The organism is Thermogemmatispora sp. (genome assembly GCF_042408735.1).
GTDB lineage: Bacteria > Chloroflexota > Ktedonobacteria > Ktedonobacterales > Ktedonobacteraceae > Thermogemmatispora.
Window position 1 is genome coordinate 48,810 of sequence record NZ_JBHOQV010000093.1, and the last position, 23,054, is coordinate 71,863.

Consider the following 23,054-nt stretch of genomic DNA (forward strand, 5'->3'; position numbering starts at 1 on the left):
GCAATGGGGCTGACGCTGCCGTCTCTCTGGTGGTATCGTTATCGTGCCCCTCACGAGGCCAACGGCGCTGACGCGGGCAGCAACGGCTTCCCCTCACCTCGCACGGGGGGAAGCGAGCGGGTCCACCCGGCCCGGGCTGCTCGCCTGTCCGGCGGTACGGGCCAGTGGGCTGCGGTCAACCCGCCCGCAACAAGCCTGGGCCGGCCAGGCTGCCGGCTGCGGGCAAGCCCCTGGCTTGAGCCGCGGGTTGTTGACGTTTCCTAAAGGGGCAACAGGCCCACCACCATCAGCTCCCCCCTCCCTCCCTGGCTAAGACCGGCCTGTATTGGCTACCTCTCAGGGTTCTCGACCAGCCCAGGTGCCCGTCAGCCAACCAGGATGCTGCCAGGCCGACAGACCCACTGATCTCTCAGCAGGCCCTGGCAGGATCCACGGCCAGCCTTCCCGCTACCTGTCCTGGCTCCCACCTGGGGATGGCCCTTCCTCCTCAGCGGCCAGGCGCCGATCGACCTGCTCCAGGCAGGCCCTGATCAGCTCCAGAGCCTGCGCTTCGCCCAGCAACAGGCCCAGCTCGGCCTGGCAGGCTGTCACAGCACTCAGATGGGCCTCCAGCAAGGCCCGGCGACTGTAGTCGCAGGCGGCATGGGCCAGCCCGCGGCGCGCCGCCTCGTACTCCTCAGCCAGGCGCCGCAGAAGCGAGGCCACAGGCTCAGGCTGCGAATATGGCTCTTCCCGGGACACGCCAGTTTGATAGTCACTCACCATCTGTCCCTCTCGTTTCCCCAGGCCCGCCACGCCGGTCAGCGGGTCGGTGATTAAACAATAATTCATAATTTGGTGAGAGATCATAAATCAATCTCTCTCGACAATTATAAGTCAGCCATGGCATACTAACAATACCCAGAGTATGTCACTGGAGAAAGAAGCACCATAACTACCGTCTTTTCAATTGAAAAGATAGAGGTTATACTGCTTACAGTGAAGGGAGGAGGCTCAGACAGATGATCGCTGGCTCGTACTGGTGGTCTCGCTATGGCGACTTCCCGCCGGGCGACTTCAACCAGCCACACCACGGCGCGGTCATCGCCTGCTACCGCAAGCGACGTGGCTGGACGCAGCAAGACTTAGCCATCGCCGCCGGCGTCGAGTGGCGCACGGTGCGCGAATGGGAGGCGATCGCCATGCTCAACGACACCGCGCGCCGGATCTTCCTGGCGAAGCTCCTGCGCATTCCTCCGGCCCTGCTTGGCCTTGACTGGCGCCTGCTCGGCTACCAGGATATCCACGGGACGCCCACCGTCCAGCAATCCCTGAGCGAGCTGGCCGCCGAAGACGCTTACTATCACTATGAAGATATCCTGGCCCTGGCCTGGCAAGCCCGCCGTCAAGGCACTCTCGCCGGCTACCTCTATCGCCTGAATCGCTGTCTGCAGCGTCTGGAGCTGGCCACGCAGCAAGCCCCATCTCACGACCGCGAAGCCTGGCAGGCCCTGCTTTGCCGTTACTATCGCCTGGCCGCGGAAATCGAGCGCGACCAGGGAGCCAGCGATCCCAGCGCCCGTCAGCGCGTCCTCTCCTACTACGCCACGGCCCTGCGCCTGGCCGAAGAGCTGGAGGACCCGCAGCTAGCCGGTGCCACCTGGATGAGCCTGACCGAAGCGCAGCTTGAGTACGGCAACCTCACAGAGGCCAGGCGGGCCGCTGAGGGCGCGCTGCAGTACGTTGAGCGCGTCTCGCCGGTCCTGCGGGGCAACATCTATCTGGTGAGCGCTGTCGCTCACGCCCCTTTCGCCGTCGAGGATGAGCCGCTGCGCAGCCAGTGTCGGCGCTGGCAAGAGCAGGCCGCCGCCCTGGCCTATCGCCGTCCCCCCGAGGACGACGGTTCTTTCCTGAAACTGAACCTGGCCGGCGTCCATCACGAGCGCGCCAAAACCCTACTGGTCTTTGGACAACAGCAGGGCGATCGCACCCTGCTCCAGCAAGCCCGCGAGGAGCTGGCCCTGGCCTGGCAGGCCCTGACCCCGGACCTGGTCCTCTGGCAGCTCTATTTCTCGCTCACCGAGGCCCAGTTGCACCTGGCCGCCGACGAGCTTGAGGCCAGCGCCCACAGCGCCAAGGAGGCTCTCCGGCTGGCTCAGTTCATGCAGTCGCGCCAGGGACGGGAGCAGGTGCAGCAGGTCTATGAACGCTTACAACAGCGGGATGGCAACAATCCCCACATTCTGCATCTGGGGGTCGAACTGGGGCTATTCTAACAGACAGAGGAGACTCGCCGGCCGGCCGGCCCGTCCACTGCAAGCAGCACCAGGGCCAGGTGAGAGGAGGAGTGGCAGCCCGGCAGCCCAGGGCAAGCAGCCTACGAAGTACCCGACGAGCGAGACCCTCTCCTTCCGCCGGCACCCCCGGTTTTGGTGCTGCATGCGGTGCTCTCTGCGCACCGGGCGCCCTGACCTTTCCTCTCGCCGCAGTGTCGCGGACGGAGGTGCAGGGCGCCCGCATCTTCGTGCGAGGGCCGGGCTAGAGCGAGGGCAGCGGCGGGGCCAGCGTCAGTAGCTGCCACTCGCCCTGCCCATTCTGCTCGACAATGGCCCGATAGCTGCGCAGGACGAAGAGCTGAAAGCGGAAGGCCATGATGACCGTCGCCCCCGTCGGCAAGCGGCGCCCAGGGGGCGGCTCTAACAAGCACTGATAATCGATGAACTGCGGCGGTGGGAAGCGCACAGCCACCGGCGCGCTCTCCTCCAGCTCCTCGGGAGTGGTGCCTACCAGGGCCTGGCGCGCGTGGGCGCGAGCGTAGAGGCCGCCGCCATAGGCCAGAGCCTGACCCGAAGGAAGCTGGGCTGAGACCTCGCTGACGTAGACGACCGCTGGCTCCTCCTCGCTGCCGCCCAGGCTCTGCTCGGGCGTCGTGCCAGTCAAGGCATGGCCCGGCTCGCCGTGGGTCGCCCCATAGCGCGCCAGCAACGGCAGCACGCTCAGCGAGGTATTGCCGGGTGCATTGACCTGCTCAATGGCGAAGCCGGCGGCCCGCAGCCGCTCGGCAGAGGCGACCAGGGCCTCCAGGTTGGCTGTGGGACGATAGGAGGCCGCCTCTTCGTCCCAGGTGAAACAGGGATAGCTAGTGACCCCGCTCACGCGCAGGCCGGGCAGGTGCGCAATGGCCGTCGCCGCCGCCAGGACCTCCTCTGGCGCGAAACCGCCCTCCTGACCCGGGAAGCAATCGCCGCCGTTGATGCGCAAGAGCACCGGCTGCACCCGTCCCTGAGCCTGAGCGGCTCGCCCGACCACCGCCGCCGCCTCCAGGTCCAACAGCGTCCAGACCTCGGGACAGGCCCGCGCCATGAGAGTTGGCACGAGACGCACGGGCACCGGCACCAGATGGCCCACATGCTGCACCGCGGCCCCCTGAGCCAGCAGAGCCTCGGCCCCCATCCAGTCGACAGCCACCGCCCCGGCAATGGAGGAGCGGATGGCCGTCACGAGCTGGACATCGTAGGCAATCTGCTTGGCCATGTAGTAGAGCTTCAGCCCAAGCGCCGCCGCTCGCGCCGCCAGGCGCTCCGCATTGCGCCGCACCGCGCCGCGGTCAAAGACAAAGGTATTGGGGGGAATCGCCCCGCTGCGGTGCAGTTGGGCCGCGAAGCGCAGCAGCCCGGGATTGCGCTTGCGCACAGCGTCGAGAAACATACGGTCATACCTCGCTCAGAGCCTCTTCCAGGATGGCCAGCACGGTCTCGGGGCCGGCCCGCATGGGATTGATGCGTAGCCAGTGCCACGCCTCCTCCTCTCCCAGGCTGGCCGCCATCGTACCCGAGACCCGGTAAAAGAGAGGCGCCAGCTCGTAGCGAGCCATCGCTCCGACCGGAAAGGGGGCAGCGCCACGTTCAGCCGCGCGCGCAATCACCTGAGCGGCCCGCGGCTGGCGCAGGCGCAGGAGGATGACCGGCGACTGCAGGTTGGCCACATGCGCTTCGTCCACTGCGCGCGCACAGGCCGGCGGCGGGGCTGCCCGCAGCCGGGCGACCACCTCCTCGGCGCAGCTCTGAGTGAGAGCGTTGGCGACAAAGGCCAGAGCCAGGCCCAGCAGCACTTCCTGCGCCTGAAAGCCTTGCACGCGACTCCCTCCCGAGTACATGTCGGCCCGGATCGCGCGCGCGAGCTGACGGGAACAGAGCACCACGCCAACCCCCTCGGGACCGAGCAGCTTGTAGGCCGAGAAGGCACTGACATCGGCCCCCAGCTCAACGCCGATGCGCGGTGTATTGGCCACAGCGTAGTTATCGTCTACGACGATCGGCAGCTCGGGCCTGATGGCCCGCGCCTCGGCAATGACTGCTGCCAGATCATAGTGATCATGTGGAGACTGGCGCGTATGCTGCAGGTAGATAGCCCGCAGCTCTTTGTCGCCCGTCAGCACCTGGCGCAAGCGCGCGCTGTCGTGCAGATCGACGGGCACCGCCACGTAGCCAGCAGCCCGGAAGGTGACCGCCGTGGTGGCATAGAGGGGCGCCGCATGCACCAGAACACGACTGAGAGGCGACAAGAGGGCAACAAGGGCAGCCCGAATAGCTCCCGTGCCAGCTCCGGTGACCAGCACGGCCTCTTCGCAGCCGAAGAAGGCCGCCAGCGTTTGCTCGACACGGCGCGTGAAACGGCTGCCCGCTCCATCGGTCCCGACACCCAGCTCGCCGCGCGTCAGCCAGTCCTGGCCCGGGAAATGCTGACGCAGCACCTCGATCAGGCGAAACTGCAGGCGGCGAGCTTCTTCTAGCGTCAAAGGCGGCAGGCGGGCCCCCGGGTGCACCACGCTCATACCCACCTCCCTCCCCGCGCTGCTGCCAGGAAGCGCCGCGGATTGTCAGAGACCAGCCTCTGGATGGTGGCCACCGGCAGGCCCGCCGCCTCCAGACGCGGCAGAAACTCGCGCACCAGATAGGCGTAGCCTTGCCCGCCGAGACGACGCAGGTAGCTGTTGCGCGAGATATCGCAGGAGAGCAAGAGCCTCTCCCCCAGACCGGCCTCGCAGAGGGCCAGGATCCAGGCGATGCGCCGCTCATCGGGAGCATAGCGCCGCTTGCCGATGGTATCGAAACCGAGGTAGGCCCCCTGACGCGCCACCGCCAGCACCTCCTCCAGAGTCGGCGCCAAATCGAGATGCCCGATCAGCACCCGCTCCGGCTCCAGCCCTTCTTCGCCGCAGAGCAGTTGAAGCTGCCTCAGCCCCCCCTGGCCCAAATGGGCGTGAGTCGCCACCACTACCTCCTGGCGCCTGGCGACCCGGGCCACGGCCCGCAGGACCTTCTCCTCATCGGGGTGGAGCACGCTTCCGGAGCCGCCAATCTCGCCCAAGACCAGCGGACGCACCTCGCTGCCATCGAGGCCGGTCGCCAGCTCTTCCTCGAGCAGGGCCACAACCTCATCCAGGCTGAGAGAGGCCAGCTCCGGCGGATGGAAGCGTTGATGATAAAAACCGGTGCTTGGAATGATCTGCACGCCGCTGGCAAGCTGCAACTGACGCAGGCGTCCCACGTCACGCCCCATCCCGCGGCAGGTCTGCTCGATCAGCGCCGCCACGCCAAGGCTTCTCAGCTCGACCAGCTCCTCGGCAATCAGATCCAGGCGGTCCAGCTTGCCCTCCGGGTCCTCGGGCGTTGTCAGATCCAGCCAGAGGTGCTCATGGGCATAAATGAGACCATCAGCCAGCGGCTGCAGCCCGGCAGCCGTCGGCACCAGCAGCCGCCCAGGCGGCTTTTCAGGGGCACTGGCCACAGACAAGTACAGCTCCTTTCCAGTCCAGCCAGAATGATCAAGTTCAAAGCCCAGACCCTCAGCCCTGCGCGAGGAAGGCGGCGGCAGCCAGCCACGGGCGAGCCAGGCTCAGTCATGGCAGGCTCCACCCACCTTCCTCCCTCCTCAGGCAGACAGGCCACCTACTTGATCGGGATCGGCGTAAAGAGATGGGCATAGGCCAGCAGATTCAGAGCAATACCAGCAATGATGACTCCCACCGGCCCAGCCGCCATGCGCACCACTGGGCGCCCCAGAACCTCATTGAGGGCGTAGAGGCCGCCCACGATGGCAATTCCCAGGCCGGCGGCCATAGCGTTGCCCGCCGCCAGCGAGCCGAAGAGAATAGCCACCTCCAGTGTCAGGTTAATGGCGTTGCGAATGTTATCGGAGGCATCGCGAATGGTGTGTAGGGCCGCAATGCCCCTGGCGATATAGCTCAGGATAAAGACCTCGATGCCAAAGAGCAAAGCCCCCGCAATGGCCGCCAGGATCGGGTTCGGCAACAGGTAGGCCACCGGATAGATCAAGGTGAAGCCCACGATCTGGAAAGCCCCAGAGGCCACCGCCGTCGTCACAATCAGAGGGATGAAGCCGAGGGCGCGATAAAAGTCGATCTGGGCTGCATTGGCAAACTGGCCCTTGGCAATGATGTAGCTGGTCGCCTCGCCGCCGGCAAACATATGTGTATTCACGAGGACCCCGAGCAGGAGACCCATGATCATAAAATAGGGAGCATGGCGACGCAGGCGAGCGGCATTGGCCGCAAAGATCGACGAGGTCTCATCATCGGCGGTGCTCGCCAGCGTGCTGGCTGAGGCCGGGGGATCGTCCTCCTCAGCCGCCTCCGGGGAGGCCGGCGCCGGCTGAGCCTGCAGCCGCGCGGCGCGCGCGCGCCTTACCTCCTCAGCCACGGCGAAGGCCACCAGCAGAATGACGCCGATGGCCATCGTCGTCGCCCCCGGGAACACCGAGGGCAGCCACTTCATGGTCACCAGCATAACAAAGACGCTCACAACGAAGGTAATGATCCCACGCAGACGCCCGAACTGCATCGTCACCGCCACCGCCGGGAAGAAGGAGAAGAGATAGAGGATGGGCGTCGACATCTGCTGCATGGCTGTCAGGAAGTTGACCGGCAGGCTATTAGCCGCCGTGGTCGCAGCGCTCAGACCGAAGACGACGACGGCTCCCCAGGCCGCCCCGAGGATGGGAGCAATCCACTTGCGCGGCGAGAGAATGCCGAGGATGTCCGACGGCAAAAAAAGGACCCAGGGATTGAGAACCCCAGAGGAGAAGGCGACAGGCACGCCAAGACCAAAGATGAAGCCCGCCGAGAGGCCGAAGGCGATGGCCGTCATCTGGGGACGCGCCAGCTCTCCACGATAGAAGTCGAGCAGGAAGGGCCGCACACCGTCGTTGAAGACGGCCAGGGCCATCTGCGAGAGGAGCGCGGCAAAGGCCGTTGCCAGAATGGTGAAGACAATGACCAGGGGCGTCAGATGCAGACTCATAGCGGACCTTTCCTTTCACGACGTCCCCCTGCCCGGATTGAACCGCGCCTTCCGCCCGACCCTAAAACCAGGCGGACGCTGCCGGGCGCCAGCACGGCAGGACAGGGCGTCGTCTAGTATCCTGTGCTGCGCTTTCGGGGAGCCAACTACCACCCTAGCGCGTGGCTGGCTATGTTCGCTTGATAGCTGGTCGGCTGACCGGGGCCAGGCACCGACAAGTTATGTGCGCGGTGGCTGGTAAGTCTGAATAGCCTCGACCAGCACGGGGACTATGGCGTTGATCTGGTCGACGGAGACGCCAAAGGCGCGAATCCCTGCCGCGAGCAGCTTCTGCACATCTTCGACGCTGACACGCGCTTGCCGCCCAAAGGTGTGACAGCGCTGCCGCCCAAGAAAGGCCATCAGGGCGCCCAGAGAGCCACCCGCCCCGGTGTGGCAGGTGCCGATATAGTAGGCGTCGCTGCGGCGCTTGAGAAGCTGACCAGCCTCCAGATCGTTGCTAACGACAACGGTGAGAGTGGGGTCGCGGCGCTGTTCGAGCAGGCGCTTGAGATCGGCCTTGCCAACGCCGCCAATATAGATGGTTGCCATCGTTCGCGCACCTCCTGCCTCTCTGATGGCCGCCTGACAGGCAGGCCCGTGCCAGGCTTTACTGTCGTCCGGTCATGTTGTTGATCGGCTGAGTCAGTTGCTGGTTAAGACTGGCCGTCCTCACCTCCCTCGCTGCTCGGCCCTTTACTCGGGTCAGCGATCCGCCCGCTGATCTGGCGAGATGCGCGCCCGAGGCCGGCGTCCAGGCTAGGCTTCCTCACCACGGAGCACCAAAGCCCCAAGGTGGAGCAGGAGAAAATCTTCTTCCTCGGCGGGCAGGCTGAGACCAAGCTGCTGGTGGGCCTGCTCGCGAATCTGGCGGGCCCAGTCCTCCAGGTGGGGCAGCGCCTTGAGGCTGCTGGCCTCCTCATGAACCAGCGGACTCCAGGCTGAGCCGAGGTCCTCGCCGCGCCGCACACGCTCCAGAGCGAGGAGCAGATGGCTGGCCAGCGGTCCCATGTGCTCTTCGTCTCCCGGACACTGGGCGGCCTGCTCTAGCCAGGCCAGCACCTGGCGCACAAAGGTGACGATCGGCGGGGCGGCCAGACGCTCGCTTTCAAAAACGGTCAGGCGCTGCTCCAGATCGGGCTTCATCTCCTGCTCCTTCCTACTTGCCTGTCTATCTGGCTGCAAGAGAACTGCCGCCTCCTCAGCGGCTGGCTCCTAGACCTGCTCCGCGCGGACCAGCCTTAATAGCGGGGCAGGCGCCGCTGACTGAGAACCTCCTGCTGGGCGCTGGTGATCTCCTCGGGCGCGAAGATGCTGGTGAGCACCTGATAGACGGGGGCTTCGCGGAGGGCCACAATGGCGGCCTGCGTGGCCAGGACGCGCAGACGCTCCTCTCCCTGCAGGGGCAAGAGTCGCAGGTCGGGTGGCAGGCTGCCAACACCTTCGCGGTTCCAGATAATGGCGTCAAACTGCCCCTCACGCAGTAAGTCGAGAACTTGCAGGCGCCTGGCTGGAACGCTCTCCCAGTCTTGGCGCTCACGGAACTCCTCGGCGGTGAGCAGGATCTCATCGAGGGAGGTCTGGTCAACGCCGACGCGCCGGATCTGCTCGCGCGGCAGGCGACTGATGAGAATATGCTCGCTGACGTAAGAGCCGGGCGGCAGGCTGGTGACAATGGCCAGCTCGGGATAACGCCCTACCAGATGCTCGGCAGCCAGCAGCGACATCACGGCGTAGTGATAGTGCCCCTGGCGCACCATCTCGGCCCGCGAGAGCGAGCCTCGCTGATAGGTCATGTTGAAGGGCAGACCCGAGGCCTCCAGTCGGTCGTAAAGGGCCGTCGCTAGCCCCTCATAGCGCAGCGTGTAGGGCAAGGGCATGGAGCCAATCACCCATTCGTTGCCAGCATAGCGCCAGAGCAGCGGATAGTCTACCTGCTCCAGCACCGAGCCTTGAGATCCATGGGCCGCAACCACGATGGCTCCCGCCCGCGTCAGATAGCTGAAGGCTTCTTGCACGGTCCCATTGCCCGCACGCAGCCGACGCGCTACGTCTACCATGCGCGGCAACCGCTCACCCTGGCGATAGCTCAGCAGCAGGCGCGCCAGCCCCAGGGTCACCTTGCCCGTCTGGGAGAGGAAGTCTTCGGTCTCCGGCAGAGCCATATTGGTGGCGCTCTCCTTCTCTCTCCTCACCGTCTTCACTCAACTCAATATCCAGAATACTGGATAGAGTATAACCGATGGTGCACCCTTTGTCAATGCGGCGCCTTCCTTGTCCAGGGAGAGGAAAGTGGGAAGGCCGCCCCCTGTCACGGAAGGGAGTGAGATCGCTCTCCTCATGGTAGAGAAGCGTTGCTCAGCTTGCGCTCTCCTCTGGAGAGCACCCGAGTGAGCCGCGCAGATGGGCCTGGGCGCCCAGGGAGCGCCAGCCGGTCTGCTCCCTGGTCCATCGAGAGGGGCAGAAGGCCACAGACAACGGGAGGGGAGGGGCTGCCGGCGGGGGAAAAGGGGAGGCCGCGGATGGACGCCCGGGACGGACCGTCCACGAGCGCAGGCAGAGGTAGGGGCAACGTGCTCCGCAGCCTCCCCGTCTGCTCGGGGCTGGAAACAGGGGAGGACTGCCCGGGTCAGATCGTCTCAGGCAGGGCCAGTCCTTTCAGCTCGCAGCGGAAGCCTGGCGCGGCTTCGGCAGCCAACCGGGAGGCTCCGGCTGGCCGATGCGATTGCGCAGCAGGCCCAGGCCACTGACCTCTAGCTCGACTAGATCGCCGGGCTGCAGCGAGCGCCCATGTTCGGCTCCGCTTCCCGTTCCAACGGTGCCGGAGCCAAGCAGCTCGCCGGGCCAGAGGGTCTCGCCGCAAGCGGCGTACGCCACCAGCTCCTCGATCTTCCAGGTCAGGCTGGCCGTTGAGCCGCGCGACCACTCTTCGCCGTTGACGCGCGCCACCATGCTCAAATCGTAGAGAGCAACTTCATCGCAGGTGGCAATCCAGGGACCGAGGGCGGTTGCAAAGTCCTTGCCCTTCGCCGGACCAAAGCCGCTGCTCATCTCAGGTCCCTGAACATCGCGCGCGCTGAAGTCGTTGAGGATCGTCACCCCAAAGAGATGGGAGAGGGCTTCCTCGGGGAGCAGGTTGCGGCCAGGCTTGCCGATGACCAGTCCGATTTCCAGCTCGTAGTCCAGATGGCGAGTATAGTGTGGCCAGGGAACCTCGGCCTCGGGCGCGATCATGCCCAGGGGATTGATCTTAAAGTACGGTGGCCGCTGGTAGAACTCCGGGAAAATGGTCCCTCCCTGGCGAGCCGCCATATTGCGCACATGCTGCTCAAAGGCCGTAAAATCGCGGATCAAGGGGGGATCGAGCGGTGGCAGCCAGCGCAGACCCTCGAGGGGCCGCACTGCCTCCTCCGCTGGGGCGGCGCTCGCCTCGGCAGCCGCCTCGACAAATGGCTCCCCCAGGGCGATGGCCGCGCTCATGCTGGCTGGGAAGAGAGCCGTGGCCAGCCGCCGGGCCGCCTCGCGCGTTGCCCCCCGCCGTTCGAGGCGCAGGCGCCAGGCCGTGGCCAGATCGATGACGCGCCGTTTCTCCGGCTGGACCACGACCAGACGCGCCTCTTCTCCATCGACGCCAGTAATAGCGATACGAGCGAATTTCACAGTTTTATCACCTTTCTAGCCTTATTCTCCTCTATTGCTATCTCTCTTGCCCAGAGCGATCAGGTCCTGCCTTCCTGTCCTGGCGGCCCGCGATCCCGTCAGGGCTGTCGCCCCTCGCTCAGGCTGGGCCGGCCAGCGACGGCCTCCTCGGGCGCCAGAGGGGGCGCGGAACCTGTTGAACGGCTGATTCGGCTCAGCAGCAGCTCGCCCAGATGGCGACCAAGCTTGAGCGCCAGGGGCCAGAGTCCCTCGGGGGCCAGGCGAATGATCAGGATCAGCATCAGCCCGGTCAGCAGGCTGCTGAGGTCCTGCGAATTCTGCAGCACCTGCTGCAAGGTAAAGAAGACCACAGCCCCCACCAGTGGTCCCGTCGAGGTGGCAATACCTCCGATGATCGTAATGATGATCATCGTGATCACCCAGTTCATGCTGAAGGCCGAATCCGGCTCGATCTCCAGCTTGTTGAGGGCAATCAGCCCACCGGCCAGGCCGACAAAGAAGGCGCTGACCGCAAAGGTCACCAGCTTGACCGGAAAGCTATTCACTCCCAGTTCGGCAGCCGCCTCCTGATCATCGCGGATGGCCATCAGGCGCAGGCCGAAGGGACTGCGCACCAGCAGGACGATGGTCAGAGTCGTGGCGACCAACAAGGCCAGCGCCAGGTAGTAGAGCGTCGAGTAGTCGAGCGTAGCTGAGGGAGGCAGGTTCAGGCCGCTGGTGGCGCCCGTGAAGGACCAGTTGAGCATCCAGGTCAGGCTGGCCATAGCCAGGCCCAGCGAGCCGATCGAGAAGTAAGCCTCACGCAGGCGCATCAGCAGGAGGGCCGCCAGGGTTGCCAGGATCGCCGCCAGCAGGCCGCTCAGCAGCAGATCTAGCAGGAGCGGCAGGCCGGTATGCAGCAGCAGCACGGCGATGGTGTAGGAGCCGGCTCCCACAAAGAGCGAGTGGCCCAGCGAGAACTGACCGCCATAGCCCCCTAACAGGTTCCAGGACTGGGCCATCGTCATATAGTTAAAGAGCGTAAAGGCCAGCACCAGATCAAAGGCACTCAAATAGAGCGGCCCCAGCGCGGCCAGGAGCAGGAGCAGCCCCAGGAGGCCCCAACCAAGCCAGGGAGCCAGGCGGCGCAGGAGTGGCAACTGGGGCCAGGACCAGGGACGAGAGGACCGGCCCTGATCGGATGGAGCGGGGCGCATTCTCATTTTGCCACCCCCACGCGTTGACCGAAGAAGCCCTCGGGTCGCACGATCAAGACAATCACCAGAAAGGCGAAGACGATCAGATCACGGAACTGCGGCCCAACAATGCTGGCCGCCACCTCCTCGAGGATACCAATGAGCAGTCCACCGAGCAAAGCTCCCCAGAGCGATCCCATGCCACCCAGAACGATCACCGTGAAGCTGCGCAGCAACCAGCTAGAGCCAGTGGTTGGACCGAAGCCGAAAGAGAGGCCGATCAGGGCACCCCCGACGGCAGAGATGGCCGCCGCCAGGCCAAAGGTGATCCCATAGACCAGCGGCACATTGATCCCGATCGAGGCCGCGGCCCCGGGGTCCTCGGCTGCCGCCCGAATGGCCTTCCCAAGCGGTAGATAGGTCAGCAGGAGATGGGTCCCGACCACCAAGAGCAGGGCAGCCACCAGGGCAATCACATAAATGGTCCGCACAGTATCGCCAAAGAGCGTGAGGCCGGTCATAGTATAGGAGGCGCTCAGGGAAAGGGTGTCGTTTCCATAGATCAGCCCAAAGAGCGTCTCCGCCACCAGCAGCAGGCCGAAGGTCGCCACCAGCAGCGTCTCCTGCCCACGGGGAATAAGCGGATTGAGCAGAAGGCGCTGCACCAGATAGCCAATGACGAACATGAGCGGGGCCACCAGTAGCAGGCAGAGCAATGGATCAAGATGGGTGAGGCTAGACAAGGTATAGGTGAGGTAGGCTGAGCCAATCAAGACCTCGCCCTGTGCCAGATTGACGGTATTCATGACGCCAAAGACCAGCGTCAGCCCCAGGGCGATGGTCACGTAGAGGCCGCCCAGAAAAAAGCCATCGATCAGATGGTAGAGAAACATAGCGGTCCCTCTTCTGCTTCTTCCCTCTCGCTAGAGACAGCGGCACAGGCAGCGCCGCGATGGCAGGGAGGCGGGGCCGAGCTGGCTCGCTGTCGAGCCAGTCCGGTCCCGCTCGCACTAGTGCAACCAATGGTAAGGCAACAGAGCACTGTGGGCGCTTCTGCTGTGGCTCGTTGGCCGCGCGCTGGTGCCTGCGTCTGCCGGTCGCCTCGGCCTGCTCAGGCCAGGCCCCTGGCGGGTGCCTCCAGGCTCACGCCAGAGACCGGCGGATAGACCTGGACCGTCTCACCATTCTGCCATTGGAGCATAATGGCCTGGACGGGATCGGCGTGGTTGCTTCCGAAGCGGATCGGGCCAACCGGATAGGTCTTGTCGGTCTGGCCAATGGCACGGTTGATAGCCGCAGGATCGGTCGAGCCAGCGCGCTTGATGGCATCGAAGAGGACCTGGGTGATCGAGTAGCCCATGATGTAGCCGGCCTGCTCGATGGTGGCCTTGATGCCGGCCTTCTGCGCGCGGGCCGCCAGCTCCTGGCTGCCCGGGTAGTTAAAGGAGCGCGACCAGAAGTTCGCGATTAGGGCGCCCTCGCCGACACTCCCCAGGGCCTGCATCCAGGTTGTGGTCGACGACCCCTTCTCGCTCTCGGCGATAATCGGATGGTAGCCCAGAGCCTTCATCTGCTTCCAGAGAGCCATCGCATCGGGAGGCGTCATCTGAGTAATGAGCACCTCGGCATTGGCGGCCTTGGCAGCAGCGATCTGGCTGGAGAAATTGGTGGTGCCGACCGGGAAGATGGCATGATAGGCGATGGTATAGCCGAACTGCGGCGCCTCCTGAGTCCAGAGCTTGCCCATCGTGACGCCGTCTTCCTCGTTATCCGTGAAGAGGGCCACGCGCTTGTTGGTCTTGACCATGTTGGCCACCTGGAAGCTCATGCTCGTCTGCTGCTTCTCATCGAAGAAGACATCCCAGGCGTATTGCCATCCGGATGGGCGGGCCGAGAGCCAGGCCTCGATGGGCGCGGTGGTGGAGATCAGGGGTCGCTTGACACGCTCGGCCACCTGCGAGACCGGAATGACCAGCGGCGGCGTGAAGGGTCCCAGAAGGGCCACAGCGTTGTTCTGCAAATAGAGGGTTGTCGCCTGGTTGCTGGCAGTGTTGGGGTCGGAGGTGTTATCGAGAATCACCAGGTTGACATGATACTTTTGCCCGTTGACCTCCAGTCCCCCGGCGGCGTTGATGTCGTCTACCGCGGCCTGATAGCCAGCCTTGAGCAGGACGCCGACGGCGGCCAGAGATCCCGTTAAGGGCAACGTCGCCCCAATGACAATCGTCTGATTGCTGGAAGAACCACCCGTACCGCCACAGGCTACGACGCTCAGAGCCAGCATGACCATCAGAAATAAGGACCGCGCTGCCTTACAGACTGTGCTCATATACTTCTCCTCCTCTGCAGTGTCTGTTTCTCGACCGGAGACGTTCGCCGCTGAACGCTGGCGACCTTCTATGCTCGCGTGGGCGCTGGTTTGTGTAGCTGTTGTCGAAAATCCTCCCCTTCAAAGGGCAGACCTGGCGGGGGCTGGCTGGCCGCCCGCCCAGGCTTATGTTCCCGAGACGGGATGCTGCTCGTGCTCGCTGGCTGCGGGCGCATGGGAAACAGCGGTGGAGGTTGCCGCAACACCCAGGTAGGCCTGCTGCAGCGCCGGGTGGGCGCGTACCTGATCCGGCGTACCGCAGAAGACGACTCGCCCCCGTTCCAGGACGTAGACCCGGTTGGCTACTGCCAGTGAACGCTGGACATGCTGTTCGATGAGGACGACGCTGATCCCCCAGGCCAGGATACGCGGCAGGGCAGCAAAGAGCTGGTCGACGACCGCTGGCGCCAGCCCCAGCGATAGCTCGTCTAGCAGCAGCAGGCGAGGCTCTGCCATCAAGGCCCGTCCGATGGCGACCATCTGTTGTTGCCCTCCCGAGAGGCGTCCCGCGTGGCTCTCGGCCCGCTCGCGCAGGACTGGAAAGAGATCGTAGACTCGCTCCAGGCGCTGGGCGAAGCTGGTAGTGGCTCCATGGGCGGCGTAGGCGGCGCTCAGCTCCAGATTCTCACGCACTGTCTGCTCGCGGAAGAGCCGCCGCCCTTCATGACAGAGGGCAATGCCCAGGCGGGCCCGCCGATGAGCGGGCTGGCGAGTGATGTCCTGGCCGGCAAAGAGGATGCGGCCTTCGCTCACGGGCACCAGACCGCTGATGGCCTGGGTCAGAGTGGTCTTGCCAGCTCCGTTGGCTCCCACAACCGCCACGATCTCCCCCTCCCCCACGCTGAAGTCCAGGGAGCGCAGGGCGCGCAGCTTGCCGTAGTCGACGCTGAGGCGCTGCACGTCGAGCAGCGGCGGCGGGGAAGGCCGAACCGCCGCCGTCGACGTAGCTCGGGCAGAAGGGAGAGGTTGTCTGCTGCCGCTGCTGCTTTGGCCCCCTCCGGTGAGGGAGCCGGCGGCCTCGCGCTCGCGGGCGGCGCCCTGGGTCGATACCGGCGCCGGCGGCTGCGCTGCCTGTTCGCTGCCCAGGTAGACGGCGATCACCTCGGGATGGCGAGCGATCTCTTCAGGACTCCCTTCGGCGATCTTGCGCCCCCAGTCCAGCACAATGACGCGGTTGGCTAAGGCTCGCACCACCGCCTGGACGTGCTCAACGAGGATGATGGTCACGCCGCGCGCATGGATGGAGGCGATGAGGTGGGTGATCTCGTCGACCTCCTGGCCTACCAGGCCGGCGGCCACCTCGTCCAGCAGCAGCAGCCGTGGCTGCAGGGCCAGGGCGCGGGCCAGCTCCAGGCGCTTGAGGTCGAGTAAGGCCAGAGAGCCAGCCTGTCGATCTTTGCGGTCAAGCAGGCCGCAGAGGCGCAAGATTTCTTCGGCGTCCTCGGCGAGGTGCCGCCGACCCTGGGTCTCGTTCCGCCGGGCATGGACGGGGATCAGGACGTTTTGCAGCACGGTCATACGTCCGAAAGGGCGCGGGATTTGATGGGCGCGCCCGATACCGAGGCGCGCGATGGCGTAGGCGGGCAGGCGGTCCAGACGCTGCCCGGCAAAGAGGATCTCCCCTTCGCTGACGCGCTGGGCCCCAGAAATGAGGCTCAGGAGGGTGCTTTTGCCCGCTCCATTAGGCCCAATGACGCCGAGCAGCTCGCCGCTGCGTACTTCGAAACTGATATCGTTGAGGGCCGTGACGCCCCCGAAGCGCCTGGTTACATGACGCAGCACCAGCAACGGGACCGCTTCAGGCTGCTGCCGGTCCTCGCCAACAGTGGAAGCTGCTTGCATCATGCCCCTCCCTCTCTTGTGGCTTGCCTCGCGTGCTGTCGCTGTCGCTCGCTGGCTTCGCTCTGCTGTTCTTGCTCGCCGGCTCGCTGACCGGCCTGTTCCTGTCAGACGATGCCCTAGAAGGCGCTGGCTCCGCCGTCAACGGCGAAATCGGCCCCGGTGACCCACGAGGATTCGTCGGAGGCTAGATAGATGGCGCAGAAGACTACGTCGTCCGGCGTGCCAATCCGTTTGAGCATCAGCTTGCGCATGATGCCATCCAAAGCCCCGGAGGAGATGGCCCACTCGGTTTGCGGTGTACGAATCAGGGCCGGCGAAATGGTGTTGGCGCGTATGCCGTATTTGCCCCCCTCGGCAGCAAGCTGGCGCGTCATGGCGATAACGGCCCCTTTGCTGGCGGCGTGGGCCAGACCGGGCACATCCTCGCTGCCAAACTTGGCGGAGACGGAACCAACGTTGATAATGGAGCCTCCTCCCCGGGCAATGAGATGGGGCCAGGCAGCTTTGCACATGTAGTAGACGGTATCCAGCTCGCTGCGCAGGGTATCCTGCCACATGCGGGTTGTCATCTGCTCGATCGGCGCGATCCAGGCCGTGCCTGCGTTGTTGTAGAGGATGTCGAGGCCACCATAGGTGCTGACCGCCAGCTCGACGACTCGCTGGGCCTGCTCGGGATCGCTCAGGTCGCAGGGGTGCAGCGAGACCATCTCGCCGCCAGCTTCCCGCACCAGGCGAACGGTCTCTTCGGCGCCCGCGACGTTGAGGTCGCAGCCAACAACTTTGCAGCCTTCGGCAGCAAAGCGCAGGGCGGCCACACGTCCCTGACCGCTGGCCGTCCCGGTGATGATCGCGACTTTGCCTTCGAGTCGTCCGCTCATTGTCTGCTCCTCCCACATGGTTGTGCGCCTGCTTATTCCCTTACCTTTACCTTACCTGGCGCACTCAGGCCGGCAGGCCACTTGCCGGGTCAGTCCGCCTTTTCGTGACCGGCCTGTGACTGTGCCTTTCCTGCAGTGTATGGGAGGCGTAGGACAAAATCACTACCACTCGCTTCCGTTTTTCCTTTCCGGTCGCTTCCGGTTCGGAAGAGGCCCCAACGGAGCCTCTTTTCTCTCCGACCGAAGGCCCGCTCGCCCCCTCTCTTCTCCACGTTTGCCCCTTGCAGCCGAACCTGAGCGGGGCCGCCAGGCGCCAGGCCAGACAGGCTGGCGCTTCTGGCGGGAAGCGAGCGGAAGAGGAAGTCGGAAGCAAGTGGTAGTGATTTTCTCGTCCAGCTCGGCTACACTGCCTGATCGAGGACAGGTCGCTAGCCTTCGTCGACGGGCCTTCCTTCCCCTGGTGCGGGTTTACTCCTCTCACCGCCCGGGAGAGGCAGTTAGCAGGGCAAGGCCCCGTTGGCGCAGGGAGGAGCCGCGGCCTGTCCCGCCGCACCGGCGCGCCCGGACCGGTGCGCCAGGGGATAAGTTTGCAAGACCAAGCGTTGCAGGCAGAGGAGAGGTCTGGATGCCATGCGCAGAGTAGACCGTCTTTGTTATTTTCTTCGGAGGGTTGTTGTGAGCCAGAGCCAGGGTCAGAGAGGAGCCTGAGGAGAAAGGTAGGGGATATGAGCGAGCCGAGCAAGCAGAACAACGGAGGAAGGCCGGCGGCCCTGCAGGGCCGTCTCTTTTGGCGGGGCCAGCCCGGTTACGAAGAGGCGCGCTGTGGACGCATCTTCAACGGACGCCGACCCGCGCGCTATCCCGCCGCCATTCTGATGGCCACCAGCGAAGAGGACGTGGTGGCCGGAGTTCGCCTGGCCCGCGAGCAAGGGCTGAAAGTCTCGGTGCGCGCCGGTGGCCATAGCTGGGCCGCCTGGAGTCTGCGCGACGATGCCTTGCTGATCGATCTCGGAGGACTACGCCAGATCGAGCTGGACCGCGAGGCCGGGATCATGCGCGTCAGCCCGGCAGTCACGGGAAGCGAGCTGAACAACCTGCTCACGCAGCAGGGCCTGATGTTCCCTGGGGGACACTGTCCCGATGTCGGTCTGGGCGGCTTCCTCCTGCAGGGAGGCATGGGCTGGAACTGTCGCGGCTGGGGCTGGGCTTGCCAGCGCGTGGCGGCCATCGACGTGGTGACCGCCGAGGGCGAGCTGTTGCACGCCGACGAGCACGAGCACGCCGACCTGCTCTGGGCGGCCCGCGGGGCTGGTCCTGGTTTCTTTGCTATCGTGACCCGCTTCTACCTGCGGGTGCGCCCTCTGCCGGCGGCCCTGACGCGCAGCAGCTTTTTCTATCCCGCCGCCCTCTTTGACGAGGTCATGGGCTGGCTCTACGAGATTCACCCCCGACTGGCCCCTAGCGTCGAGGTTGTGGCCGTCGGCATGGGCAGCGGCGGCGATCTGACAGGCACGGCGGCCCCGCTGCTGCTGGTCCAGGGCCTGAGCTTCGCCGAGTCGCCTGCCGAGGCTCGCGAGGCCCTGGCTCCTTTCGAGAGCTGCCCGGCACGTGAGCGCGCCCTGCTGGCCCAGACAATGGTGCCGACCACACTGGCCGCCGAATATGCCGAGCAGCGACGCGCCAACCCGAAAGAGCATCGCTATGCCGTCGACAACGCCTGGCTGAATGCGCCGGCGCCTGCGGCCATTCCTGCCCTGCGCGAGGCCTTCGTCAGTTTGCCGACACCTCAGTCCTTTTCGCTCTGGTTCGGCATGGCCCCCCTCCACCCCCTGCCCGATATGGCGCTCTCGCTCCAGGCCGACGTCTACTTCGCCAGCTACGTGGTCTGGCAGCAGCCCGAGGATGATGCCCGCTGTCGCCGCTGGCTGACCGAGCAGATGGGCCGTATCGAACCACTGAGCGAGGGCCTCTTCCTGGCCGACTCCGACTTCACAACACGCGCCGCACGTTTCATGGAGGAGAGCCACTGGCAGCGTCTGCAGGCGCTGCGCGCTCGCTACGATCCGACGGGCCTTTTCCACGCTTACCTGATCAATCCCGAGACCCCCATCAACACGAACGCCTGGAACCCGTCTTGAGTGAGAGCAGCCAGGGCCACCGGCCCAGCCAACCCCAGCCCCCGCAAAGGTCAACTGCCAGGCAGGCCGTCGAGAGACCCTGGGCTGGGGAGGCCCTGGCCACGACTGGCCCTCGCAAGCAAGCGGAAGCGGACGGCGCAGTCTGGTTGTCAGACGGCACCGTCCGCTGAGGACCATAGGGAGAAGAGAGTCTGCAGCTCAGTCCCCCGGCCGAAGGCCAAGGAGGTCGGTGTGCCCCTGCAAAATGCACTGCTGCTCTTGAGGCGCTAGCCCGGCGCCAAAGAGGGCGACAGGCTCGCGCGTTCCCATGTCGAAAGGCCAGTCGGAGCCGAGAACCACGCGCTCGGCCCCCAGAAGAGCCACCAGATAGCGCAGCGGCTGCGCCCCGTGCACCAGCGAGTCTACATAGATGCGGCGCAGCAGAGCCAGCGGCGTTTCACCCAGATGGGCCAGCTCGGGTCGGACACGCGCCCCATGCTGCCAGCGCCCGATTACGAAGGGGGCCACGCCGCCACCGTGGGCCGCCACAAAGCGAATCTGCGGATAGCGCTCCACCACGCCTCCAAAGAGCAGTGAGGCCAGGGCAAAGGCCGTCTCCGCTGGATTGCCCAGCAGATTGCGCAGATAGTAGCGCGTCAGCCGTTCAGCCCCCAAAACCTCCAGCGGATGAATAAAGACCAGGGCCTGGCGCGCCGCCAGAGCCTGCCAGACCGGCTCTAGTTCGGGTGCATCGAGATTCCAGGCATTGACACGCGTTAGGATCTCGACACCGGCAAGCTGGAGCCGATCCATCAGATAGGCGATCTCCTCAACGGCCCGCTCCGGGTCCTGCAGGGGAGCCAGGCCCAGGCCGTGGAAAGTACGAGGATAGCGATGCACCACGGCTGCGATAGCCTCGTTTTGCTCGCGCAGGAGAGGAGCCGCCTCGGCTCCCGGCAACTCGTAGAAGGCCATGAAGGGCGGCGGCGAGAGCACCTGCAGATCCACCCCGGCCCTGGCCAGCAGCTCCAGCCGCCTATCGAGATCGTAAAACTCCTCGGGCTGGCAGGCACTGCCAAGCGGCTGCCCGCCGGTCTCCAGCACTGTCTCCCTGCCTTCCCTGCGCCAGCGAGCACCAAGGATGCGCCCATCAGGGGCCTGGGCATGCATCTCAAGATGCTCGCGCGCCAAATAATGGGCATGGAAATCGATAATCATCAGACAGCTACTCTCCCGGTTTGAGTAAGCGGTTCCCGCTCTCGGAAGGGATCAGATCGGATCAGGCCACCCATCCGTCGGCCAGGCACCGGGCCAGTTGTTTGGCAGGTTCCCACTCAGATTGGGGCGGCAGCAATCTCGAACGAGCGGCGCGTCAGGCCCTCCACGTCGGCATCGGGAACCTGGTCGCGCTCCCACTGACTGAGCTGAGAGGAAATCTCTACCAGGGCCTTGCAGCGCTCGTAGCGTCGCTGCATAAAGCGTTCCAGAGCCTGCGGCAGCGGATCGCCGCTTGCCACCTCTTCGGCCAGCACGATGGCGTCCTCGATGGCCATCGCCGCTCCCTGAGCGACATGGGCCGTCATGGCGTGGGCCGCATCGCCGATCAGCAGGACGCGCCCGCGATACCAGGGCGGAGGCAGGAGCAGGGTCTCGAAGGGGCGATAGATCACCTCCGACTCATCGGTGATATAGCGATCGCGCACCAGAGCCACCGGTCCCCCAAAGGGAGCCAGCCGCTCACGATAGGCTGCCGGCAAGCACTCGCGCGGGAAGCGCGGCGGCGGCCCCGGCGGAGGTGTCTCCACCAGCAGGATGTACATCAGATCGGGAGCCAAAGGAATAAAGCCGGCCTTGCCATAGGGGCCGCCCTCGAAGAGCCAGCCGGTCGTCACTTCGGGCAGGCGCGGCACATTGCAGCGCCAGCAGACCTGGCCCACGTAGGTCGGCTGGTACTCGGAACCGAAGACCAGGCGGCGCATCAGCGATTTGAGACCATCGGCTCCGACGACCAGATCGTAGCTGGCAAAGGAGCCATCGGAGAAAGTCACCATGACCTCGCTGTCGGACTGCGCCAGGGTGGCCACCGTCAGGCCCAGGCGGATCGCCGCTCCGGACTGGCGTACGGCGTCCTGCAGAATCGCGTGCAGGCGCGAGCGGGTCAGGCCATTGCCTGGGGGATAGCGTGGCCCGGCAATCTGGGGCTGAGGAACCTCGAAGAGAAAGGTTCCCTGGTGATCGTAGAAGCGAACACCCCCCATCGGGTGCCCGGCGGCGATGCACTTCTCGGCCAGGCCAATGCGGTCGAGGGCCCGCAGGGCGTTGCCCTGCTGGATAATCCCCACGCCATAGACAGACCACTGGGGATTAAGCTCGACTACCTCAACCTCGCAGCCGATCTGCCGCAGCGCCACTGCCGCCGTCAGGCCAGAGATGCCGCCGCCGACAATCAATATCTTCTGCGCGCTTCTGTCCATCGTAGGACACTCCATCCATCTTTCGCTGAGGATTCTTCCACCGCCCGGACGAGCAGCCTAGCCACGCCCACGCTGCCGGAAGGGATTGACCAGGTCCGGATCGACCGGCCTGCCCCCACTGGCCGCCGGCTCAGGGAAGGAGCCGCCCGGCGCCAGCGGGAAGGATTCCGTCATCGAGTCGGGCATGGCCGCATTGCGGTACATGGTGTTCGATCCCTGCGAGGGTACCCAGCGCACTGGCTCCCAGTCGGGAATGTAGTTGCGATAGCCACCTGAGTTCAGCTCAATGCGCATGCCGCCAGGCTCGCGGAAGTAGAGGTAGTATTGCTCCCCCATGCCGTGCTGGCCAGGGCCGTACTCCATGCTCAGCCCGGCCTCCAGCAGGATATCGGTGGCCCGCAGGAGGTCCTTGATCTCCGGCAGGAAGAAGGCCACGTGATTGAGACGGCCCGGCACCCCCGAAAAGTCAGCCACAAAGCCGAGATCGTGCGACTTCTCGTTGGTGGTGATCTGCGTAAAGACTACGATCTCAGGCCGCTCATCGGGCACGGTGTACTCCATGAAGCGGAAACCCAGGGTATCGCAATACCAGCGCGTATCTCGCATGACGTCAAGCGAGGCAACGGTGACGTGATCGATCTGACGCGGGGCTACACCGCGGCCAGTGAAGCGCTGCGGACGGGGCGGATAGGTCGAGCGGAGCTCGGGCGGCGCCTGGTAGCGATCTACTTCCCAGAAGAGTTCGTTGAGGTGGCCGCCGGGTCCACGGAAGCGATAAGCCGGCCCATGCCCCGGCCCGCGCTCGATCCAGTGGCCCTGCTGGCCGGCAGCTTCGACTTCTTTGACGGCTCGCTCTAGCTCCTCCGGTCCCCAGGTGCGCCAGCCGATGTGCCCCAGCGCCGGCTGCTCGCCCGCGGTGAGCACCAGGCTGTGATGGTAGAATTCTCCCCAGCAGCGCAGATAGCATGAGTCACCGACGCGCTCGCTCAGCTCCATTCCCATCAGCTCTGTAAAGAAGCGCAGGGAATCCTCCAGGGCCGGCGTGATGATCTCCACATGAGCCAGGTGGGCAAGCAGGTGTTTGCTCATGGTCTCCTTCTTTCTTCCTTCGTTCGTTTCTTGCTCTCCTCATCGAGTGGGTGAGTAGCGGTAGATAGCACAGCCTCACTGGCCGCAAGCAGCCCAGGATTTGTCGCGCGG

20 protein-coding genes are annotated in these 23,054 nt (G+C 65.0%); 3 read left to right on the forward strand and 17 right to left on the reverse strand.

The features are described from left to right. The first annotated feature begins 3 nt into the window (after positions 1–3). The gene (locus ACFMO7_RS07450) at positions 4–264 is read left to right on the forward strand and encodes a hypothetical protein (protein ID WP_376794893.1); all 261 of its coding nucleotides are present in this window, start codon (positions 4–6) and stop codon (positions 262–264) included. Positions 265–447: 183 nt separating this feature from the next. Here the strand turns inward: ACFMO7_RS07450 and ACFMO7_RS07455 are convergent, their stop codons facing one another. Then, positions 448–849, reverse strand: a complete 402-nt coding sequence (locus tag ACFMO7_RS07455; protein ID WP_376794894.1) for a hypothetical protein — start codon at positions 847–849, stop codon at positions 448–450. A gap of 152 nt (positions 850–1,001) precedes the next feature. Here ACFMO7_RS07455 and ACFMO7_RS07460 point away from each other — a divergent pair, with 152 nt between their 5' ends. Then, on the forward strand, positions 1,002–2,255 hold the full coding sequence (locus ACFMO7_RS07460) for a hypothetical protein (protein ID WP_376794895.1): 1,254 nt from the start codon (positions 1,002–1,004) through the stop codon (positions 2,253–2,255). A gap of 262 nt (positions 2,256–2,517) precedes the next feature. Here ACFMO7_RS07460 and ACFMO7_RS07465 read toward each other — a convergent pair whose 3' ends face one another. The 13 genes from ACFMO7_RS07465 to ACFMO7_RS07525 all read right to left on the reverse strand — a co-directional run bounded on the left by ACFMO7_RS07465 (position 2,518) and on the right by ACFMO7_RS07525 (position 17,263). Next, on the reverse strand, positions 2,518–3,687 hold the full coding sequence (locus tag ACFMO7_RS07465) for an alanine racemase (protein ID WP_376794896.1): 1,170 nt from the start codon (positions 3,685–3,687) through the stop codon (positions 2,518–2,520). Positions 3,688–3,691: 4 nt separating this feature from the next. Next, complete coding sequence (locus ACFMO7_RS07470; protein WP_376794897.1) at positions 3,692–4,813, reverse strand: aminotransferase class V-fold PLP-dependent enzyme; 1,122 nt, start codon at positions 4,811–4,813, stop codon at positions 3,692–3,694. Next, entirely contained in the window at positions 4,810–5,769 is a 960-nt protein-coding gene (locus ACFMO7_RS07475) for a phosphotriesterase (RefSeq protein WP_376794930.1), read from the reverse strand. Before ACFMO7_RS07475 ends, ACFMO7_RS07470 begins: the two co-directional genes overlap by 4 nt. A 161-nt stretch (positions 5,770–5,930) precedes the next feature. Next, positions 5,931–7,301 (reverse strand): YhfT family protein, encoded by a 1,371-nt coding sequence (locus ACFMO7_RS07480; protein WP_376794898.1) that lies wholly within the window; start codon positions 7,299–7,301, stop codon positions 5,931–5,933. Between the two features lie 219 nt (positions 7,302–7,520). Then, positions 7,521–7,892 (reverse strand): DUF2620 family protein, encoded by a 372-nt coding sequence (locus ACFMO7_RS07485; RefSeq protein ID WP_376794899.1) that lies wholly within the window; start codon positions 7,890–7,892, stop codon positions 7,521–7,523. 207 nt (positions 7,893–8,099) lie between these two features. Beyond that, on the reverse strand, positions 8,100–8,486 hold the full coding sequence (locus tag ACFMO7_RS07490) for a hypothetical protein (RefSeq protein WP_376794900.1): 387 nt from the start codon (positions 8,484–8,486) through the stop codon (positions 8,100–8,102). Between the two features lie 95 nt (positions 8,487–8,581). Further along, positions 8,582–9,505, reverse strand: coding sequence for a GntR family transcriptional regulator YhfZ (yhfZ, locus tag ACFMO7_RS07495; RefSeq protein WP_376794901.1), 924 nt, complete (start codon positions 9,503–9,505; stop codon positions 8,582–8,584). Between the two features lie 493 nt (positions 9,506–9,998). Beyond that, complete coding sequence (locus tag ACFMO7_RS07500; RefSeq protein WP_376794902.1) at positions 9,999–11,000, reverse strand: fumarylacetoacetate hydrolase family protein; 1,002 nt, start codon at positions 10,998–11,000, stop codon at positions 9,999–10,001. A gap of 98 nt (positions 11,001–11,098) precedes the next feature. Then, the gene (locus ACFMO7_RS07505) at positions 11,099–12,202 is read right to left on the reverse strand and encodes a branched-chain amino acid ABC transporter permease (protein ID WP_376794903.1); all 1,104 of its coding nucleotides are present in this window, start codon (positions 12,200–12,202) and stop codon (positions 11,099–11,101) included. Next, positions 12,199–13,068: a branched-chain amino acid ABC transporter permease gene (locus tag ACFMO7_RS07510; protein ID WP_376794904.1), complete on the reverse strand. Its 870-nt coding sequence runs from the start codon at positions 13,066–13,068 to the stop codon at positions 12,199–12,201. The genes ACFMO7_RS07505 and ACFMO7_RS07510 overlap by 4 nt, the downstream gene beginning before the upstream one ends. A gap of 218 nt (positions 13,069–13,286) precedes the next feature. Next, complete coding sequence (locus ACFMO7_RS07515; protein ID WP_376794905.1) at positions 13,287–14,504, reverse strand: amino acid ABC transporter substrate-binding protein; 1,218 nt, start codon at positions 14,502–14,504, stop codon at positions 13,287–13,289. Between the two features lie 165 nt (positions 14,505–14,669). After that, positions 14,670–16,388: an ATP-binding cassette domain-containing protein gene (locus ACFMO7_RS07520; RefSeq protein ID WP_376794906.1), complete on the reverse strand. Its 1,719-nt coding sequence runs from the start codon at positions 16,386–16,388 to the stop codon at positions 14,670–14,672. Between the two features lie 113 nt (positions 16,389–16,501). Beyond that, on the reverse strand, positions 16,502–17,263 hold the full coding sequence (locus tag ACFMO7_RS07525) for an SDR family NAD(P)-dependent oxidoreductase (RefSeq protein WP_376794907.1): 762 nt from the start codon (positions 17,261–17,263) through the stop codon (positions 16,502–16,504). Between the two features lie 725 nt (positions 17,264–17,988). Here ACFMO7_RS07525 and ACFMO7_RS07530 point away from each other — a divergent pair. Further along, a complete protein-coding gene (locus tag ACFMO7_RS07530; protein WP_376794908.1) occupies positions 17,989–19,401 on the forward strand; it encodes an FAD-binding oxidoreductase in 1,413 nt (470 codons plus the stop codon). Between the two features lie 198 nt (positions 19,402–19,599). Here the strand turns inward: ACFMO7_RS07530 and ACFMO7_RS07535 are convergent, their stop codons facing one another. The 3 genes from ACFMO7_RS07535 to ACFMO7_RS07545 form a co-directional block, all read right to left on the reverse strand. Beyond that, positions 19,600–20,598 (reverse strand): amidohydrolase family protein, encoded by a 999-nt coding sequence (locus ACFMO7_RS07535; protein WP_376794909.1) that lies wholly within the window; start codon positions 20,596–20,598, stop codon positions 19,600–19,602. A 116-nt stretch (positions 20,599–20,714) separates the two neighbouring features. Continuing rightward, entirely contained in the window at positions 20,715–21,854 is a 1,140-nt protein-coding gene (locus ACFMO7_RS07540; RefSeq protein WP_376794910.1) for an FAD-dependent oxidoreductase, read from the reverse strand. Positions 21,855–21,911: 57 nt separating this feature from the next. Beyond that, complete coding sequence (locus ACFMO7_RS07545) at positions 21,912–22,943, reverse strand: VOC family protein (protein ID WP_376794911.1); 1,032 nt, start codon at positions 22,941–22,943, stop codon at positions 21,912–21,914. Between the last annotated feature and the right edge of the window lie 111 nt (positions 22,944–23,054).

Bases quoted from the DNA above. Each gene is read 5' to 3' on its own strand.
- ACFMO7_RS07450 (WP_376794893.1), top strand. From the start codon at position 4: ATGGGGCTGACGCTGCCGTCTCTCTGGTGGTATCGTTATCGTGCCCCT.
- ACFMO7_RS07455 (WP_376794894.1), bottom strand. From the start codon at position 849: ATGATCTCTCACCAAATTATGAATTATTGTTTAATCACCGACCCGCTG.
- ACFMO7_RS07460 (WP_376794895.1), top strand. From the start codon at position 1,002: ATGATCGCTGGCTCGTACTGGTGGTCTCGCTATGGCGACTTCCCGCCG.
- ACFMO7_RS07465 (WP_376794896.1), bottom strand. From the start codon at position 3,687: ATGTTTCTCGACGCTGTGCGCAAGCGCAATCCCGGGCTGCTGCGCTTC.
- ACFMO7_RS07470 (WP_376794897.1), bottom strand. From the start codon at position 4,813: ATGAGCGTGGTGCACCCGGGGGCCCGCCTGCCGCCTTTGACGCTAGAA.
- ACFMO7_RS07480 (WP_376794898.1), bottom strand. From the start codon at position 7,301: ATGAGTCTGCATCTGACGCCCCTGGTCATTGTCTTCACCATTCTGGCA.
- ACFMO7_RS07485 (WP_376794899.1), bottom strand. From the start codon at position 7,892: ATGGCAACCATCTATATTGGCGGCGTTGGCAAGGCCGATCTCAAGCGC.
- ACFMO7_RS07490 (WP_376794900.1), bottom strand. From the start codon at position 8,486: ATGAAGCCCGATCTGGAGCAGCGCCTGACCGTTTTTGAAAGCGAGCGT.
- yhfZ (WP_376794901.1), bottom strand. From the start codon at position 9,505: ATGGCTCTGCCGGAGACCGAAGACTTCCTCTCCCAGACGGGCAAGGTG.
- ACFMO7_RS07505 (WP_376794903.1), bottom strand. From the start codon at position 12,202: ATGAGAATGCGCCCCGCTCCATCCGATCAGGGCCGGTCCTCTCGTCCC.
- ACFMO7_RS07510 (WP_376794904.1), bottom strand. From the start codon at position 13,068: ATGTTTCTCTACCATCTGATCGATGGCTTTTTTCTGGGCGGCCTCTAC.
- ACFMO7_RS07515 (WP_376794905.1), bottom strand. From the start codon at position 14,504: ATGAGCACAGTCTGTAAGGCAGCGCGGTCCTTATTTCTGATGGTCATG.
- ACFMO7_RS07520 (WP_376794906.1), bottom strand. From the start codon at position 16,388: ATGATGCAAGCAGCTTCCACTGTTGGCGAGGACCGGCAGCAGCCTGAA.
- ACFMO7_RS07525 (WP_376794907.1), bottom strand. From the start codon at position 17,263: ATGAGCGGACGACTCGAAGGCAAAGTCGCGATCATCACCGGGACGGCC.
- ACFMO7_RS07530 (WP_376794908.1), top strand. From the start codon at position 17,989: ATGAGCGAGCCGAGCAAGCAGAACAACGGAGGAAGGCCGGCGGCCCTG.
- ACFMO7_RS07535 (WP_376794909.1), bottom strand. From the start codon at position 20,598: ATGATTATCGATTTCCATGCCCATTATTTGGCGCGCGAGCATCTTGAG.
- ACFMO7_RS07540 (WP_376794910.1), bottom strand. From the start codon at position 21,854: ATGGACAGAAGCGCGCAGAAGATATTGATTGTCGGCGGCGGCATCTCT.
- ACFMO7_RS07545 (WP_376794911.1), bottom strand. From the start codon at position 22,943: ATGAGCAAACACCTGCTTGCCCACCTGGCTCATGTGGAGATCATCACG.